The 16,701-nt window shown below is 57.6% G+C and carries 18 protein-coding genes; 11 read left to right on the top strand and 7 right to left on the bottom strand.

What is annotated here, in order from left to right; all coding sequences use genetic code 11:
• Positions 1-22: 22 nt before the first annotated feature.
• Entirely contained in the window at positions 23-1,366 is a 1,344-nt protein-coding gene (gene hglS, locus ACQUTI_RS02645; protein WP_043519991.1) for a 2-oxoadipate dioxygenase/decarboxylase HglS, read from the bottom strand.
• 239 nt (positions 1,367-1,605) lie between these two features.
• Here hglS and pcaH point away from each other — a divergent pair, with 239 nt between their 5' ends.
• The 4 genes from pcaH to ACQUTI_RS02665 all read left to right on the top strand — a co-directional run bounded on the left by pcaH (position 1,606) and on the right by ACQUTI_RS02665 (position 6,714).
• Positions 1,606-2,346, top strand: coding sequence for a protocatechuate 3,4-dioxygenase subunit beta (pcaH, locus tag ACQUTI_RS02650; protein WP_004202816.1), 741 nt, complete (start codon positions 1,606-1,608; stop codon positions 2,344-2,346).
• Positions 2,343-2,963, top strand: a complete 621-nt coding sequence (gene pcaG, locus ACQUTI_RS02655) for a protocatechuate 3,4-dioxygenase subunit alpha (RefSeq protein ID WP_004202817.1) — start codon at positions 2,343-2,345, stop codon at positions 2,961-2,963. The genes pcaH and pcaG overlap by 4 nt, the downstream gene beginning before the upstream one ends.
• A gap of 177 nt (positions 2,964-3,140) precedes the next feature.
• Positions 3,141-4,064, top strand: coding sequence for a LysR substrate-binding domain-containing protein (locus ACQUTI_RS02660; protein ID WP_004143800.1), 924 nt, complete (start codon positions 3,141-3,143; stop codon positions 4,062-4,064).
• A gap of 277 nt (positions 4,065-4,341) precedes the next feature.
• Positions 4,342-6,714 carry a glucose/quinate/shikimate family membrane-bound PQQ-dependent dehydrogenase gene (locus tag ACQUTI_RS02665; RefSeq protein ID WP_428923199.1) on the top strand — a complete coding sequence of 791 codons (2,373 nt, stop codon included), beginning with the start codon at positions 4,342-4,344 and terminating at the stop codon, positions 6,712-6,714.
• A 68-nt stretch (positions 6,715-6,782) separates the two neighbouring features.
• On the opposite strand, the gene ACQUTI_RS02670 is transcribed toward ACQUTI_RS02665, so the two are convergent.
• The 3 genes from ACQUTI_RS02670 to cybB form a co-directional block, all read right to left on the bottom strand.
• Entirely contained in the window at positions 6,783-7,901 is a 1,119-nt protein-coding gene (locus ACQUTI_RS02670) for an S-(hydroxymethyl)glutathione dehydrogenase/class III alcohol dehydrogenase (protein ID WP_004202819.1), read from the bottom strand.
• Positions 7,902-7,925: 24 nt separating this feature from the next.
• Positions 7,926-8,201, bottom strand: a complete 276-nt coding sequence (locus ACQUTI_RS02675) for a metal/formaldehyde-sensitive transcriptional repressor (RefSeq protein WP_004202822.1) — start codon at positions 8,199-8,201, stop codon at positions 7,926-7,928.
• 103 nt (positions 8,202-8,304) lie between these two features.
• Entirely contained in the window at positions 8,305-8,832 is a 528-nt protein-coding gene (gene cybB / locus ACQUTI_RS02680) for a cytochrome b561 (protein ID WP_004202824.1), read from the bottom strand.
• A 243-nt stretch (positions 8,833-9,075) separates the two neighbouring features.
• Here cybB and ACQUTI_RS02685 point away from each other — a divergent pair, with 243 nt between their 5' ends.
• Complete coding sequence (locus ACQUTI_RS02685) at positions 9,076-9,444, top strand: hypothetical protein (protein WP_032456163.1); 369 nt, start codon at positions 9,076-9,078, stop codon at positions 9,442-9,444.
• Positions 9,445-9,453: 9 nt separating this feature from the next.
• On the opposite strand, the gene ACQUTI_RS02690 is transcribed toward ACQUTI_RS02685, so the two are convergent.
• Positions 9,454-9,639, bottom strand: a complete 186-nt coding sequence (locus tag ACQUTI_RS02690) for a hypothetical protein (protein ID WP_004202827.1) — start codon at positions 9,637-9,639, stop codon at positions 9,454-9,456.
• 230 nt (positions 9,640-9,869) lie between these two features.
• Complete coding sequence (locus ACQUTI_RS02695) at positions 9,870-10,334, bottom strand: winged helix-turn-helix transcriptional regulator (RefSeq protein ID WP_064177748.1); 465 nt, start codon at positions 10,332-10,334, stop codon at positions 9,870-9,872.
• A gap of 194 nt (positions 10,335-10,528) precedes the next feature.
• Here ACQUTI_RS02695 and ACQUTI_RS02700 point away from each other — a divergent pair, with 194 nt between their 5' ends.
• Together ACQUTI_RS02700 and add are read left to right on the top strand one after the other, a co-directional pair.
• On the top strand, positions 10,529-11,683 hold the full coding sequence (locus ACQUTI_RS02700) for an MFS transporter (protein WP_428923230.1): 1,155 nt from the start codon (positions 10,529-10,531) through the stop codon (positions 11,681-11,683).
• A 157-nt stretch (positions 11,684-11,840) separates the two neighbouring features.
• The gene (gene add / locus ACQUTI_RS02705; protein WP_004202835.1) at positions 11,841-12,842 is read left to right on the top strand and encodes an adenosine deaminase; all 1,002 of its coding nucleotides are present in this window, start codon (positions 11,841-11,843) and stop codon (positions 12,840-12,842) included.
• A 35-nt stretch (positions 12,843-12,877) separates the two neighbouring features.
• On the opposite strand, the gene ACQUTI_RS02710 is transcribed toward add, so the two are convergent.
• Positions 12,878-13,918 carry an oxidoreductase gene (locus tag ACQUTI_RS02710; protein WP_004202837.1) on the bottom strand — a complete coding sequence of 347 codons (1,041 nt, stop codon included), beginning with the start codon at positions 13,916-13,918 and terminating at the stop codon, positions 12,878-12,880.
• 190 nt (positions 13,919-14,108) lie between these two features.
• On the opposite strand from ACQUTI_RS02710, the gene blr reads away from it, so the two are divergent.
• The 4 genes from blr to ACQUTI_RS02730 all read left to right on the top strand — a co-directional run bounded on the left by blr (position 14,109) and on the right by ACQUTI_RS02730 (position 16,678).
• The gene (gene blr, locus ACQUTI_RS02715; RefSeq protein WP_012541534.1) at positions 14,109-14,246 is read left to right on the top strand and encodes a division septum protein Blr; all 138 of its coding nucleotides are present in this window, start codon (positions 14,109-14,111) and stop codon (positions 14,244-14,246) included.
• A gap of 115 nt (positions 14,247-14,361) precedes the next feature.
• Complete coding sequence (locus ACQUTI_RS02720) at positions 14,362-15,732, top strand: GH1 family beta-glucosidase (protein WP_048294966.1); 1,371 nt, start codon at positions 14,362-14,364, stop codon at positions 15,730-15,732.
• A gap of 214 nt (positions 15,733-15,946) precedes the next feature.
• Positions 15,947-16,162: a transcription modulator YdgT gene (gene ydgT / locus ACQUTI_RS02725; RefSeq protein WP_004202843.1), complete on the top strand. Its 216-nt coding sequence runs from the start codon at positions 15,947-15,949 to the stop codon at positions 16,160-16,162.
• Between the two features lie 75 nt (positions 16,163-16,237).
• Complete coding sequence (locus ACQUTI_RS02730; protein ID WP_004202845.1) at positions 16,238-16,678, top strand: DUF2569 domain-containing protein; 441 nt, start codon at positions 16,238-16,240, stop codon at positions 16,676-16,678.
• The last annotated feature ends 23 nt before the right edge of the window (positions 16,679-16,701 follow it).

Below are 16,701 nucleotides of genomic sequence, written 5' to 3' on the forward strand. Positions count from 1 at the left end.
TGATGCCAGCAGGTTACTGATTTTACAGCAGACCGCAACGTCGTTTGCTGCGCTCCTCCGCCTGCTGGTACAGTTCAAATTCATCCTGCACCGGACAGCCCAGCGCCGCTTCAAAGGCTTCGCGGCTGGCATTCCCGTGGCTGCGGGCCTGGGTTTCGTTACCCAGATTGGACTGAAAAATGCCCGCCGCGCTGACCGGTAAAAAATCCTCATAGACGATAGGCTGGGCCACTATCCACCCGCGCTCGATCAACGGCTGGGGATCGTCGCCCGGGCGAAACGCGTGGCGATGTGCCTCGCCAGCCGGCGTCAGGCGGTAGCGAAACCAGGCCAGCCCCTGCTGACGCAGCAGAAATTCGCTGTCGGGAAATTCGCGGAATACCTCCTGCAGATGCAGCTGGTGGCTGAGATTGTCTTTGCCGGTCCCTGCTGCCTGCAGCAATCGGTCGTATAGCGCGCGTCCTTTTGGCGTCAGCGCCACGCCGCGCTGCTCAATTTCGCCGAAGCGGGCGCTGTGAGTGCCGCGGTGTTCGCCGGCGAACATTACTGGCTCCTCAAGCGCCTTGAAGCTGGTCTGTCGCAGGAGGATCGGTACCTCCCGGCGCGGCGGACCTTCGATCAGGGCCTTTGGCTCAATGCCGCACTCCGGCATCAGGGCCTGCGCGCGGTCAATATCCAGCGTCCGCGGCGTGAGGTGGTTGATATGACATCCCGGGAAGCAGACCACATCGGCAATCAAGCGATGCTCGCGATGCAGCGCGTGGTAGGTCTCCTCATCGACGGTGGCATGCCGGTGCCAGCGGAAGGTCTCCAGCGCCTGCTGCACGAACTCGCGGGCTTCCGCAGGGGTGAACGCCCCTTCGGCCTCATGCCGGGCGATCAGCGCCAGACAGCGGGGAGTGAATATGTTGCGCCGGGCGAGGATCGCCTCGGCTCGCTCACGCAGAGCGCGGTTTTCGATCAGTTCCAGACGCAGCAGCGAGGTAAAAACCCGAAACGGATTGCGCGCCAGCGCGGCATCGTCGACAGGACGAAACGCCGTGGAATGAACCGGCACGCCGGCCTGTGAAAGATCATAATAGCTGACGGGATACATCCCCATGATGGCAAACATGCGACGCAGCGTCGCCAGTTCCTCCGCTGTGCCCACGCGGATCGCCCCGTGGCGCTCAACGTTCAGGCGAGCCAGCTCGTCGGCGTTGGCCAGTTGTTCATGCAGCTTCGGATTATTTTCCAGTACCGCCAGGTTGACGTCAGCCACCAGCTCCAGCAGCGTCCCGTACTGCGGAACTTCCTGCTGGTACATGGCCGACATGGCCTGCGAAAACTGCTCCCGAATCTCATCAGCCGTGATGGTGTTCGCCATGATGTGTTACCTCCAGTGAATACTTCCTGGAGTGTAGGAAAGCTGCCTCCCGGCGGGGGGAAGAATTTACAAACTGTGATGGCGATAACCTGCTTCCGGTCATGGGCATGGCGCAGGGCATAACCGACGGTTATGAAAAACACCCGGTAATTTCACTTTAAATTAACAATATATTTACACACACTGTTTCTGGCGACATTACAACAACATGCCTCTCTACCCTCTATACGGAGTACCCGATGAACGATAAATGGTCCCCGCGCGAGGTTATCCATCGCGATTACAGTAGTCACCCGCCCGCTTACGCCCCGGGCTATAAAACCAGCGTCCTGCGCTCCCCGAAAAACGCCCTAATCTCCCTGCAGAACTCGCTGTCAGAGATCACCGGCCCGGTGTTTAGCCGCGACGACCTGGGCCCGCTGGATAATGACCTTATCCTTAACTATGCCAAAGAAGGCCTGCCGATTGGCGAGCGGATCATTGTGCACGGCTATGTGCGGGATGGTTTCGGCCGACCAATGAAAAACACCCTGGTGGAAGTGTGGCAGGCCAATGCCGGCGGCCGCTATCGACATAAAAAAGATCAGTATCTGGCGCCGATTGACCCGAACTTCGGCGGCTGCGGTCGGGTGCTGACCGACGAGAACGGTTATTACTGTTTTCGCACCATCAAGCCCGGCCCCTACCCCTGGCGCAACCAGGCCAGCGACTGGCGTCCGGCGCATATTCATTTCTCGCTTTCAGGCGACGCCTGGGCCCAGCGCCTGATCACCCAGATGTATTTCGAAGGCGACCCGTTGATCAAGCAGTGCCCGATCGTCAGGACCATTAATAATGACGACGCCGTGCGCACCCTGATCGCCGAGCTGGACATGCACGCCGCCGTGCCGCTGGATTGTCTGGCCTACCGCTTCGACCTTGTTCTGCGCGGCCATCGCGCCACGCTGTTTGAAAATCGCACTCAGGGGGCCGCCCGATGAAAGAGTATCTGCCTGAAACCGCCTCGCAGACTGCGGGACCCTATGTTCATATCGGTCTGGCACCGGATGCCGCGGGGTTTCATATTTTTGAAAAAAATTTTGGTCCGGTTCTCACCACCGCCGATACGGTCGGGGAACGGATCACCATTGAAGGCCGGGTTATCGACGGCTCCGGGACCCCAGTCCGCGACGTGCTGCTGGAGATCTGGCAGGCTAACGCCGCGGGACGCTATAACCATCCTGAGGACCGTCAGCAGCAGAAAGCGGTCGACCCAGGCTTTCGCGGCTGGGGGCGCACCTGCTCTGACTTTACCTCCGGCGTCTGGCGCTTTGAAACCATCAAGCCCGGCGCGGTGGTTGGCCGCGACGGCCGTCTGATGGCGCCGCACGTCAATCTGTGGGTGGTGGCGCGGGGGATCAACATTGGCCTGAATACGCGGATGTATTTCGCCGATGAGCACGAGGCCAATGCCAGCGACCCGGTGCTGAATCTCATCGAATGGGAGGTGAGACGCAAAACCTTAATCGCCGAGCGCGAGGTTCGCGGTGCGGAAGTGGTCTATCGTTTCGACATTTATCTGCAGGGCGAGAACGAAACCGTCTTTTTCGATATCTAGCGGCCATGCTGACCACCGCCGTCGCCCCGCACAGCCGGGGCGACGGCGTGTTAAACCATAGGGAAAGATCTTGTAATGTAATCAGCTCAAATGTTAATAATATTTTGCTATCTGGTTATCAAATTTAAACAAGGCCGCTTGTCTCTTTCACCGCTGTGTTTTTAACATCATCTTACTATGGAAAAAAATGGTCTCTTCAGTCAGCGCATTCGCTTGCGCCATCTACACACCTTCGTGGCCGTCGCTCAACAGGGAACGCTGGGGCGCGCGGCTGAAACTTTAAATCTGAGCCAGCCAGCACTTTCAAAAACGCTTAACGAGCTTGAACAGCTGACCGGTACCCGTCTGTTTGAGCGGGGACGTCTGGGGGCGCAATTGACCCTGGTCGGGGAACAGTTTCTGACTCATGCCGTGAAAGTGCTTGATGCCCTTAACTCGGCGGGCCAGGCGCTGAACCGTAAAGAGGGCCTGAATAACGATATCGTGCGCATCGGCGCGCTGCCTACCGCCGCGCTGGGGATCCTGCCGACGGTGATCGGCCAGTTCCATAAGCAGCAAAAAGATATCACGCTGCAGGTCGCCACCATGAACAACACCATGCTGCTCGCCGGGTTAAAATCCGGGGAGATCGACATCGGCATCGGACGGATGTCCGATCCGGAGCTGATGAGCGGGCTGCATTACGAACTGCTGTTCCTGGAATCCCTTAAGCTGGTGGTACGCCCGGGACATCCTCTGCTGCAGGAGACCGTGACCCTCAGTCGGGTGATGGAGTGGCCGGTGGTGGTCTCGCCAAAGGGCACCGTGCCGCGGCAAAACGCCGAAGCGCTGCTCCAGAGCCAGGGCTGTAAAATGCCCGCCGGCTGCATCGAGACCCTCTCCGCTTCACTGTCGCGCCAGCTGACGGTCGATTTTGACTATGTCTGGTTCGTCCCTTCCGGGGCGGTGAAAGACGATCTTCGCCGTGGCGTACTGACCGCCCTGCCGATTGCCACCCAGGGCGCCGGGGAGCCCATCGGCATTCTAACCCGCGTCGATGCGACGCTGACCCCCGGGACACAAACCCTGCTCAGCGCTATTCGTAAATCAATGCCTGCCTGATCCGCTGATCCCCCGGCCCGTAGCGGCCGGGGAGCCAACGCTGACTGCGTCACATTCAGCAGAATAATCATTTAGTGCGAAATTATTTATTAACATTTGCGCAAATTTCTTTAACAGATCTATCATATCGCGATTTCACCAAATGGTTCATACGAAATCAAAACAGGCAATAAACTTGGCTTTATGAAGATACAAACCACTTCATTCAAAAATAAAACAAAATAACTTTGTTTCATTTGGTTCGCACTGAGGTGGCTGGTGTGGTTAAGGAGATTTCATGACAACTGGCAACGCGCCGCGCGGATTCCCCCGGATCCTGCAGTGGCTTCTCGCCGGACTGATGCTCATCATCGGTCTGGCTATCGGTATTCTGGGGGTAAAACTGGCTCTCGTCGGCGGCACGCTGTACTTCGCGCTGATGGGCGTGGTGATGGTTATCGCGGCGGTGCTGATTTTCCGTCGCCGCCGCGGGGGTATTCTGCTGTACGCCGTGGCGTTTATCGCTTCGGTGATCTGGGCGATCGGCGACGCTGGCTGGAACTTCTGGCCGCTCTTCTCGCGTCTGTTCGCCCTTGGCGTGCTGGCCTTCCTCGCCGCCCTGGTCTGGCCTTTCCTTGCCAGCTCGCCGGCGAAAAAAGGCCCGGCTTTTGCCATCGCCGCCGTGCTCGCCGTGGCGCTGGCGGGAAGCTTTGGCTGGATGTTTAAATCCGAACCGCAGGTCAGCGCCACGGAAGCGGTGCCGGTGAAACCCGTCGCGCCGGGCGAAGAGCAGAAAAACTGGGCGCACTGGGGCAACACCACCCACGGCGACCGCTTCGCCGCCCTGGATCAAATCAACAAGCAAAACGTCAACCAGCTGCAGGTAGCCTGGGTGGCGCATACTGGCGATATCCCACAGAGCAATGGCTCCGGCGCGGAAGATCAGAATACCCCGCTGCAGATTGGCGATACCCTCTACGTCTGTACCCCTTACAGCAAAGTGCTGGCGCTGGATGTCGACAGCGGCAAAGAGAAATGGCGCTATGACTCCAAATCCTCTTCGCCTAACTGGCAGCGCTGCCGCGGCTTAGGCTATTACGAAGATAGCCAGGCGCAGACGACGCCAGCGTCAGGCGCTCAGCCTGCCGCTTGCTCCCGTCGTCTGTTCCTGCCAACGATCGATGCCCGCCTGATCGCCATTGATGCCGACACCGGCAAACTGTGCGAGAGCTTCGGCGATCGCGGTATTGTCGACCTTAGCGTCGGGATGGGCGAAGTCAAAGCAGGTTACTATCAGCAGACCTCCACCCCGCTGGTCGCGGGTAATGTGGTGGTGGTCGGCGGCCGCGTCGCGGATAACTACTCTACCGGCGAACCGCCGGGGGTGGTCCGTGCGTTTGACGTCCACACCGGTAAACTGGCCTGGGCGTGGGATCCGGGTAATCCGGCGCTGACCGGCGTACCGCCGGAGGGCCAGACCTATACGCGCGGCACGCCGAACGTCTGGTCGGCGATGTCTTACGACGCGAAGCTGAACCTGATCTATCTGCCGACCGGTAACGCTACGCCTGACTTCTTTGGCGGCGAACGAACCGCGCTGGACGATAAATACAGCTCCTCCATCGTCGCCGTGGATGCCGCTACCGGCCAGGTACGCTGGCACTTCCAGACCACCCACCACGACCTGTGGGACTTTGACCTGCCGTCCCAGCCGCTGCTGTACGATCTGCCTGACGGCAAGGGCGGCACCACCCCGGTGCTGGTGCAGACCAGCAAGCAGGGCATGATCTTTATGCTCAACCGCGAAACCGGCGAGCCGGTGGCGAAAGTGGAAGAGCGGCCGGTGCCGGTGGGCAATGTCAAAGGCGAGCGCTACTCGCCGACGCAGCCTTACTCGGTGGGAATGCCGATGATCGGTAACCAGACGCTGACCGAGTCCGATATGTGGGGAGCGATGCCGATCGACCTGCTGCTGTGCCGTATCCAGTTCAAAGAAATGCGCCATCAGGGCGTCTTTACCCCGCCGGGGGAAGACCGCTCCCTGCAGTTCCCGGGCTCGCTTGGCGGCATGAACTGGGGCAGCGTCTCGGTGGATCCCAACAACAGCCTGATGTTCGTTAACGATATGCGTCTGGGTCTCGCCAACTATATGGTGCCGCGCGAGAAGGTGGCGAAAGACGCCAGCGGCATCGAGATGGGCATCGTGCCGATGGAAGGCACGCCGTTTGGCGCCATGCGCGAACGTTTCCTGTCGCCGCTGGGCATTCCGTGCCAGAAGCCGCCGTTCGGCACCATGTCCGCGGTGGATCTGAAAACCGGGAAACTGGTGTGGCAGGTGCCGGTAGGTACCGTAGAGGATACCGGGCCACTGGGGATCCGCATGCACATGCCGATTCCGATCGGTATGCCGACCCTTGGCGCGTCGCTGGCGACGCAGTCCGGGCTGCTGTTCTTCGCCGGCACTCAGGATTTCTACCTGCGCGCCTTTGATACCGCTAACGGCAAGGAGATCTGGAAATCCCGTCTGCCGGTTGGCAGCCAGTCAGGCCCGATGACCTACGTGTCGCCGAAAACCGGTAAGCAGTACATCATTATCAATGCGGGCGGCGCCCGTCAGTCTCCGGATCGCGGCGATTACATTATCGCTTACGCGCTCCCTGACCATCACTGATTGACTTAAGCAAAAGGGCCCATCCGGGCCCTTTTTTGCTGTTGCCGAAACGCCTTGCGCGTTAGCGATTACTGGTCGCCAAAGTGGATCACGGTGCGAATCGATTTGCCTTCATGCATCAGGTCAAAGGCCTCGTTAATCTGCTCCAGCGGCAGGCGATGAGTAATAAACGGGTCGAGGCGAATTTTACCCGCCATCGCGTCTTCCACCATTCCCGGCAGCTGGCTACGGCCTTTCACGCCGCCAAAGGCGGAGCCGCGCCACACGCGGCCTGTCACCAGCTGGAACGGACGGGTCTTGATCTCCTGCCCGGCGCCGGCCACGCCGATAATGACGCTCTCGCCCCAACCCTTATGGCAGCACTCCAGCGCCGCGCGCATCACATTGACATTACCGATGCACTCGAAGCTGAAATCCACCCCGCCGTCGGTCAGCTCAACGATCACATCCTGAATCGGCTTATCGTAGTCGTTGGGGTTGATAAAGTCGGTAGCCCCCATCTCTTTAGCGAGAGTGAACTTATCCGGGTTGGTATCGACTGCCAGAATGCGCCCGGCTTGCGCCTGCACAGCGCCCTGGATCACCGCCAGGCCGATGCCGCCCAGACCAAAGACCGCGACGGTATCCCCGGCCTTAACCTTCGCCGTGTTGTGCACCGCGCCGATACCGGTGGTCACGCCGCAGCCCAGCAGACACACTTTATCCAGCGGCGCCTGCGGATTGACTTTCGCCAGCGAGATCTCAGCGCAGACCGTGTATTCGCTGAAGGTGCTGGTGCCCATGTAGTGATAAATCGGTTCGCCGTTATACGAGAAACGGGTGGTGCCGTCCGGCATCAGCCCTTTGCCCTGGGTAGCGCGCACCGCCTGACAGAGATTGGTTTTACCCGACTTACAAAATTTGCACTCGCCGCATTCGGCGGTATACAGCGGGATGACATGATCGCCCGGCTTAAGGCTGGTGACGCCCTCGCCCACTTCCACGACCACGCCGCCGCCTTCATGGCCCAGCACCGCCGGGAAGACCCCTTCCGGATCGTCGCCGGAAAGGGTGAAAGCATCGGTATGGCACACGCCGGTATGGGTGATTTTCACCAGAACTTCGCCTTTTTTCGGCGGCGCGACGTCAATCTCTACGATTTTTAACGGCTGACCGGGGCCAAAGGCCACTGCTGCGCGTGATTTCATAACTGTCTCTTCCTCGTCGTGATGTTATTTTAAATAGGATCGTAGCAGATGACCGACCTCTGCCATTCTCGCGGCCCGCTGGTCCGGGGTGGTGTCGCCGCTGACCAGCTCGTCCTGCAGGTGGATCTCCACCATTTCGCCCATCAGACCGTTTGCCGCCCCGCGAATCGAGGCGATCTGCTGCAGGATAGTCATACAGGGCTCGCCGGACTCCAGCGCGCGTTCAAGGGCTTCAACCTGGCCGCGGATGCGTCGTACGCGGCTGAGCGCCCGTTTTTTATCTTCAGGTGAATGTGGCACGATAACGCCTCCGTATCATATAGGGGGGTATACTATATTTTATTCACCACAAAGGCAAAAAAACCCCGTCGCGGGACGGGGTCTGAATGTTGAAGCAAACCATTCAGCGCTTACGGGGCATCATTCGCAGCAGGGTATTATCTTTCCACCAGTAATGATGGAGCAGCGCAGCAAAGGCATGCAGGCCAATCACGAAGTAACCGGCGTTCGCTAACCATTCATGGATCGCTTTCAGGGTGTCCACCCGCTCAAAATCGCTCTGCGGAGCATACGGCATCGTCAGGCCAAAGGCGTACCAGGGATTCCCGCGCCAGTACATCATTACCATGCCAATCAGCGGCAGGACGATAAACAGCAGATAGATAATCAGATGGCCGAGATGGGCGAAACCAGTCATCATCGGTGACGGCTTTGGCACGATCGGCGGCGTCGGCATTTTCAGCCGCACCAGCAGACGCGCCACCATCAGCACGCAAATGGTGATTCCGCAGGAAACATGAACCATATTGATCAGCGGCCGATCGCTGCGGGGGAAAAATCCGCGCAGCTCCATCGCCGCATAGGCCACCACCACCAGCAGAAAGACCAGCCAGTGGATGCCGATCTGCAGGCCGGAATATTTATCGCGCATGGAATATCCTTAATGGAAAGTGTGATTGTGCCAACATAGCGGCCTTCTCTTAAATTTTCATTAACCTTTACGTTGAATTAACAATTGATTACCGCATTGTGCCGAGCCGCTGCACCCGGACCACGCGAACGGGCGCCGGATACCATCCGCTATTACAAAATTAAACATTTTTGTTACCTGCCGCCGCGCTCACCCCTCTATAGTTGAGAACATCTGTCGGCCACGCTGCGTATGGAGATGAAAATGAAGAAAATGAGCTTACCGCTATTGCTGCTGACCGCGCTGGCCAGCCCGACTTTCGCCGCGGACTGTCAGCCTAACGGCATCGGCGGCTCATTTTGCATTAACGATGACGGGACCACTACCGACACGGTGCCGAATGAAGTCAACGGTATGGATACGTATTCGAATAATGGCGGGTATAGCAGTTCTCTGCCAGACCAGTCGGGGGCAGAGGAAGCGCTTGAAGGGTCAACGCTGTCGACGCAGCAGGACAGCGTCGCCAGTAGTGGTCAGGGAGACAGCGCCCTGGCGGGTCGCGACTGGCATTCGCCGTCCAATCTGAATGATGGCGCCGCCACATCCAGTATGAGCCTGCTGGATAAACCCTGAGGCCTGGCGTCAGGCAAAGCTCCAGCCTGCGGCGCCGATGGCGACGGCGAACAGCAGGCAGGCCAGCGCCGTTTTGCGTAACAGCATGGTATAGAAGGAGATCGCGACGCCAACGAATACCACCAGCAGAATGGGCCACATGCTTAATAACAACAGCAGAAAACCCTCAATATTATTATGGATTACGCTTTCCACATCCGCATCCCTGCCTCATCGTCGATAAAGTAAGCAGAATTTAATATGTAACATGAATACATTCAAATAAAATATAAATGTAAATGATTATGCGGCTGGCGGCGGGTCACTGTTACGCGTCCGGGGAGTTAGCATCAGAAGCAGTGCGCAAAAAATAGGTCAGGATTGTTCCACAACCCTTTAGCGGTACGATCGTATTCTCACTAGAATCCCGCAAACCCTTCACGACATTATTCGGCGCTGGTATCTGATACAACGCGCCGGCGATGACAGTCGCCTGGTTGCAATTTATCTCCCTGAGCGGAACGCACATCCAGATATTGAAGCGGCTGGCAGTGTTCGTTATCCAGCAGGACAGAGTAGGTTTCTCCCTGCTCAAACATATAACGCTCTCCCCATTGACGCATCGCCACAACAATGGGAAACACGGAGCGCCCCTTTTCAGTCAGGACGTATTCCTTATATGCGCTGCCATCCGATGCCGGTAAAATCTCGAAAATACCGATATCGACCAGGTGCTTCAGGCGCGCGGCAAGGATATTTTTGGCCAGCCCTAAATTTTTTTGAAACTCGCTGAATCTCCGTACATCGTCAAATGCTTCGCGGATAATCATCAGGCACCAGCGTTCACCAATTGATTCCAACGTTCTCGCCACCGGACATTCACTGGTTCTGAGTGATTCCTGTTTTGCCATCTGCGCGCTCCTCATCAATCTGTCTACTAATGCTAGCTTAATCTTCCGTTTTACCAGTTGCAAAAAAAAACCACTATGGCTATTTCTATAGGTAAACGAGTTTTAAAAAGCAACCAGATAGAAGGTCTCTTATGAAAGATAAGACAAGCAGGTGTACCGGCCACGGCATTCAAACCGCGTCAGCCCCTGACGCGATGCTCACCGCAGGGATAACGACGTTGTTTTCACTGACCTGCGCGCTGGCGGTAGCCAACGTTTATTCAGCTCAACCTTTACTCGACTCGATGGCGGTCAGCCTCAAGGTGGCGCCAGGCATGATTGGCGGCGTCATCACCGCTACGCAGTTGGGCTATGCCATTGGCTTACTGTTCCTGGTTCCGCTCGGGGACTGGCTGAACCGTAAATACGTGGTGATGACTCAGCTGTTGCTTTCAGCGGCGGCGTTAGTTGTAGCAGGGTTATCCCCCAACATAGCCACTCTGCTTGGCGCCATGCTGATCGTTGGCCTGATGGCCGTTGTGGTGCAGTTGATGGTGGCGTGGGTGGCAATACTGGCGACACCGCAGAAACGAGGCCAGGCGGTGGGTACCCTGACCAGCGGAATTGTTTCAGGCATCCTGTTGTCTCGGTTTATCTCAGGCGCGATAGCCGATATTGCCGGCTGGCGAGCCGTTTATCTCACGGCTGCCTGTATGATGCTGTTGATGGCCGGTGTCGTCTGGAAGGTCATGCCTCCGCCCTCAAAGCAATCGCAGCCACAAAAGTCCACCTACCTTTCCTTATTGAAGTCAGTGTTTCAGCTATATATCACTGAACCGCAACTGAGAAAGCGCGGCATACTGGCGCTTCTTATCTTCGCCGCCTTCAGCATGCTATGGCCAACTATGGTCATGCCGCTTACCGCCCTTTCCCTCTCGCACACCCAGGCGGGGATGTTTGGCTTAGCCGGCCTCGCTGGCGTGCTGGCCGCCTCAAGAGCGGGAAAGTGGGCTGACCAGGGATGGGCTCAGCGTACTACCGGCTTGGCGCTGGCGCTGCTGGCTCTCTCATGGCTGCCTATCGCCTATGTTGAAACCTCTTTGCTCTGGCTGTTAGTTGGCGTCATTGCGCTGGACTTTGCGGTACAGGCCGTACATGTCTCTAACCAGAGCCTGATCATTGCCGCCAGGCCTGCAGCGGCAAGCCGCCTGGTTGGGGCTTACATGTGTTTTTATTCGCTGGGTAGCGCGGCAGGGGCTATCGTTGCCACACAGCTTTATTCCCACTGGGGATGGCAGGCGGTCTGCCTTGCGGGTGCCGCGGTTAGCACGTGTGCTTTTCTTGTCTGGTCAGGATCGCGTCGATCATGACATTCGGCCCCTGTTTTGAAGGGGCCAGTCAAAAAGCGCGTAAAAATGACCTGATTGCCCCCAGCTGTTTGTATCGCATAGATTTTTTCAATGCTTTTAAACAGTTATGCTCATGTTGTATAATGACGTGCACTTTAACTAAAAAAAGAGTGCGACCATGATTGATTCCTCATTGCCATTAACCGACATTCACCGCCACCTTGACGGTAACATCCGGGCCCAAACCATCCTCGATCTTGGCCGCGAGTTTAATATCACCCTTCCCGCTACCACCCTTGACACGCTGCGTCCCCACGTCCAGGTCACCAGCCTGGAGCCCGATCTGGTCAGTTTTCTCGCCAAGCTCGACTGGGGGGTGAAAGTCCTGGCCTCGCTGGAAGCCTGCCGTCGCGTGGCGTATGAGAACGTCGAAGACGCGGCGCGCAATGGCCTGCACTACGTGGAGCTGCGCTTCTCCCCACGCTATATGGCGATGACCCACCAATTGCCGGTTGACGGCGTGGTAGAGGCAGTGATCGCCGGGGTACGTGAGGGGTGCCGCGATTTTCAGGTCGACGCCCGCCTGATCGGCATTTTGAGCCGCACCTTTGGCGAAGCGGCCTGTCAGGAAGAGCTGGCGGCGCTGCTCGCCCACCGCGATGGCATCACCGCCCTCGACCTCGCTGGCGATGAGCTGGGCTTCCCGGGGGCGCTGTTCCTCAGTCATTTTAACCAGGCCCGCGATGCCGGGTGGCATATCACCGTTCACGCTGGCGAAGCGGCCGGCCCGGAAAGTATCTGGCAGGCCATTCGTGAGCTGGGCGCCGAGCGTATCGGCCACGGGGTAAAAGCGGTACAGGATCCCGCCCTGATGGACTATCTGGCCGAGCACCGCATCGGGATTGAATCCTGTCTCACCTCGAACGTGCAAACCAGCACCGTACCCTCTCTGGCCCAGCATCCGCTGAAGCAGTTCCTTGAGCACGGCGTGCTGGCGAGCCTCAACACTGACGATCCGGCGGTCCAGGGGGTCGATATTATCCACGAATACACCGTGGCGGCGCCAGCGGCGGGCCTGAGCCGGGAGCAGATCCGCCAGGCCCAGATCAATGGTCTGACCCAGGCGTTTCTGAGCGAACAGGAAAAAGCCGCGCTCATTCAGCGGGTGGCTAAAGGCTGATAGCCGGCCCGGCAGCCGCGCTGCCGGGCTATCTCTTACACAAGGCTGAGCGTGGCGCGATGCCGGGCCGACTCGATACCGAGCTCAAGCAGGGTCATGATTTGAATCGCCTCGCTGGCCGGAACCGGGTTTTCTCCCACCCCATTGAGCGCATCGCGGATAGCGGCATAGTAAGCGGGATAATTGCCCGGTAGCGTCAGCCATGTCTCCTCGCTACGTTCGTCGCCTTCGGCGCGGGTCAGGGTACCGTCACGCATATCATACCCCCAGTCCTCCTGCGGCAAACGCTCGCCATTTTTCAGCCGCTCCTCCTGCGGGTCGAGACCGTACTTGATAAAGCTGGCCCGCGAGCCGTGGACGATAAAGCGCGCGCTCTCCGCGGCGGCGAGCAATGTGCCGTGCAGCACCACCCGCCGCTGTGGATAGGCCAGCACCGCGTGAAAATAGTCGGTGGATTGCGCGCCGGGCCGAAGTTGAGCGAGATCCACCGTGATGCTCACCGGCAGACCAAACAGCACCACCGCCTGGTCGAGCAGATGCGGTCCGAGATCATACCAAATTCCACTCCCGGGGCCCGCCTGTTCCCGCCAGCGCTGGCGTACCTGCGGGCGGAAGCGGTCGAAATGGGATTCGAAGTAACACACCTCTCCCAGCAGGCCTTCGTCGATTAACGTTCTGACCGTTAAGAAATCACTGTCCCAGCGCCGATTGTGAAATACCGACAGCACCCGGCCACAGTGCTTCGCCAGGCTCTCCAGCTCACGAGCCTGTGACAGTGTCACGGTAAAGGGTTTATCCACCACCACGTGCTTACCGGCCTCCAGCGCCGCTTTCGCCAGTGGGAAGTGGGTGTCGTTCGGCGTGGCGATGACCACCAGATCGATCTCCGGGTCGTTCAGCAATTCACCCGCCGCACTAACCACCTTCGCGCCAGGCCAGTCGGCATGAACTTTGGCCGCGTCGCTGCTGGAGACCGTCGTCAGCGCCAGGCCCGGCGTGCCGCTGATTAATGGCGCGTGAAACGTTTTGCTGGCATAGCCATAGCCCACCAGCCCCACCCGGATCGCATCACTCATTTAACCGCCTCTCTTATTCAGCTGATGTCAATATCTGACTAATGAGAATATTCTTACAAAACGTGAATAAAACTTATCATTTTTTCACTTAAGGTTTTAACGCATGCGTGCAAAATCAGACAGATACCCCTTGTGATCTGCTGACCATAGAGTAACATTTCCCACTGTGTTCAAAGGATATTGAAGTGTTATGACGACTGTTTTTACTCGTATTGTAGAACTTATTGGCTGGATTGTTTTTGGGATTTCCGCACTGCTTTTGGTTATCGCGCACCATATTGATAACTACCAGTCGCCACCGCCAGCGGATGTGGTGCAGACAAAGTAGCGCCGCCGTGAAACAGTGACCCGCTTCGCAACTGTGCAACCGGTTTCAGAAACCGGTTGCACAGTTATCCTTGCTTTGATTACACTCCCTCTATCATCAGACTGGGAGTTTTTTCATGGCCGCTTTTCCGCAACATTTTCTATGGGGTGCCGCTACCGCAGCGTATCAGGTTGAAGGTGGGCACGACGCTGACGGTAAAGGACCGTCAATCTGGGATATCTACTCTCACCTGCCGGGAACCACCTTTGAAGGGACCACCGGCGATATCGCCGTCGATCACTATCACCGTTTTCGCGAAGACGTGGCGTTGATGGCCGAGATGGGCCTGCAGAGCTATCGCTTTTCCATCTCCTGGCCGCGCCTGCTGCCCACCGGGCGCGGCGAGATTAATGAAGCAGGCGTGCAGTTTTATAGCGATCTGATCGATGAACTGCTGGCGCATAATATTGAGCCGATGATTACCCTCTATCACTGGGACCTGCCGCAGGCCCTGCAGGATGAGGGCGGCTGGGAAGCACGCAGCACCGCCGAAGCCTTCGCCGAGTACGCCCGCCTGTGCTACGCCCGCTTTGGTTCGCGGGTGAAGCTGTGGGCTACCTTTAACGAGACCATCGTCTTTATCGGCCACGGCTACATTAACGGCCTGCATCCGCCGGCCGTTCGCGATCCGGCGCGCGCCATCCAGGCCTGTCATCACGTGTTTATCGCCCATGCGCTGGCGGTGAAGGCGTTTCGCGAGATGGCCGTGGCAGGCGAGATTGGTTTCGTCAATGTGCTGCAGCCGCATACCCCGCTCACCGACAGCGAGGCGGACAGGCAGGCTACCGACCTGGCTGACGCCATCCATACCCACTGGCTGTACGATCCGGTGCTAAAAGGCACCTATCCTGCTGCCCTGCTGGCGCAGACTCAAGCCCTGTGGGGAGTACCGCGCTTTGCTCCAGGCGACGACGCGCTGCTGCGAGACTACCGCTGTGACTTTATCGGTCTGAATTACTATCGTCGGGAAACGGTATCCGCCCAGCCGCCCGAAATCCCCACCGGCGGCGAGCCTGGCGTGGAGGGGTTATTCTATTTCGTGCGTAATCCGCAGAGCACTTATACCGAATGGGGCTGGGAGATCTGGCCGCAGGGGCTAACCGACGGCATTATGATGATCAAGGCGCGCTATGGCGATATCCCGATCTATATCACCGAGAATGGCCTGGGAGCGAAAGACCCGATTATTGCCGGTGAGGTGGTCGACGATCCGCGAATCGACTACCTGAGCAGCCATATTGGCGCTCTGGAAAAGGCGCTGGCGCAGGGAGCTGACGTTCGCGGCTATTATCCCTGGTCGTTTATCGATCTGCTTAGCTGGCTCAACGGATATCAAAAGCAATATGGCTTTGTCTATGTGGACCACCAGCAAAATCTGGCACGGAAACGAAAGAAGAGTTTTTATTGGTACAAATCTGTTATTGCCAGTCGCGGCGAACAGCGTTAATCTTCTCCTGCGGGCGCCATTCGGCGCCCGGTCTGATTTAGAATATTCTTAAACATCTCCCTGCTCTTCAAGGCTGGCTTTGCCCCTTGTCATGGGTTTATATAACCTGAAACATTCCACGCGGCCCCGGCAGAAGGCGCCGTTGGTTGAGAGTAGGTTTAGTGAATGCTGATAATATTCAACGTAATTATTCCGATTATAAAAAGGATACGAAATGACCGTTCTGGACTATTTATTAAAATTCCGCAAAATCAGTTCGCTGGAAAGTCTTGAAAAACTATTTGATCACCTTAACTACTCCCTGACAGACACCGAAGAGATCGTTAATATGTATCGCGCCGCCGATCACCGCCGGGCAGAGCTGGTTTCCGGCGGTAAATTGTTCGATGTGGGCCAGGTGCCTAAATCCGTTTGGCGATTCGTGCAGTAAGACTGTCATCCTTCACGCCAGTTGCTTATACTTCCCGGCCTGCTTTTATATACTGGCGTTAAATAGGGGAGAACCATGACGTCTCAATCTGCGGAACGCATCGGCGGATGGCTGCTGGCACCGCTGGCCTGGTTGCTGGTGGCGCTGCTGAGCGCCTCGTTATCGCTGCTGTTTTTTGCCAATGCCCTCATGTCGCCGCAAACCTGGGCCCTGCTGCGCGCCATGAGCACCGGACACATGGCGCTGTGGGTCGCCTCGTTGCTGTTTGCCCTCGCCATGTGGTTTTATACACTCTGGCTGACCATCGCCTTTTTCAAGCGGCGCTCGCTGGTGCCGAAACACTATATTATCTGGCTGCTCATTACGCTGCTGCTGGCGATAAAGGCGTTTGCCTTCTCCCCCGTTTCGGATGTCCTTGCACTGCGTCAGCTACTGTTTCCGCTGCTGGCCGCCGCGCTGCTGGCGCCCTATTTTCGCCGTTCACAGCGGGTAAAACGGACCTTTGTTAATCCGTAATAACCCCACACTTAACCTGTTGT

The sequence above is a fragment of the Klebsiella sp. 7-CIP_Kleb. genome, from assembly GCF_050378655.1.
Lineage (GTDB): Bacteria > Pseudomonadota > Gammaproteobacteria > Enterobacterales > Enterobacteriaceae > Klebsiella > Klebsiella quasipneumoniae.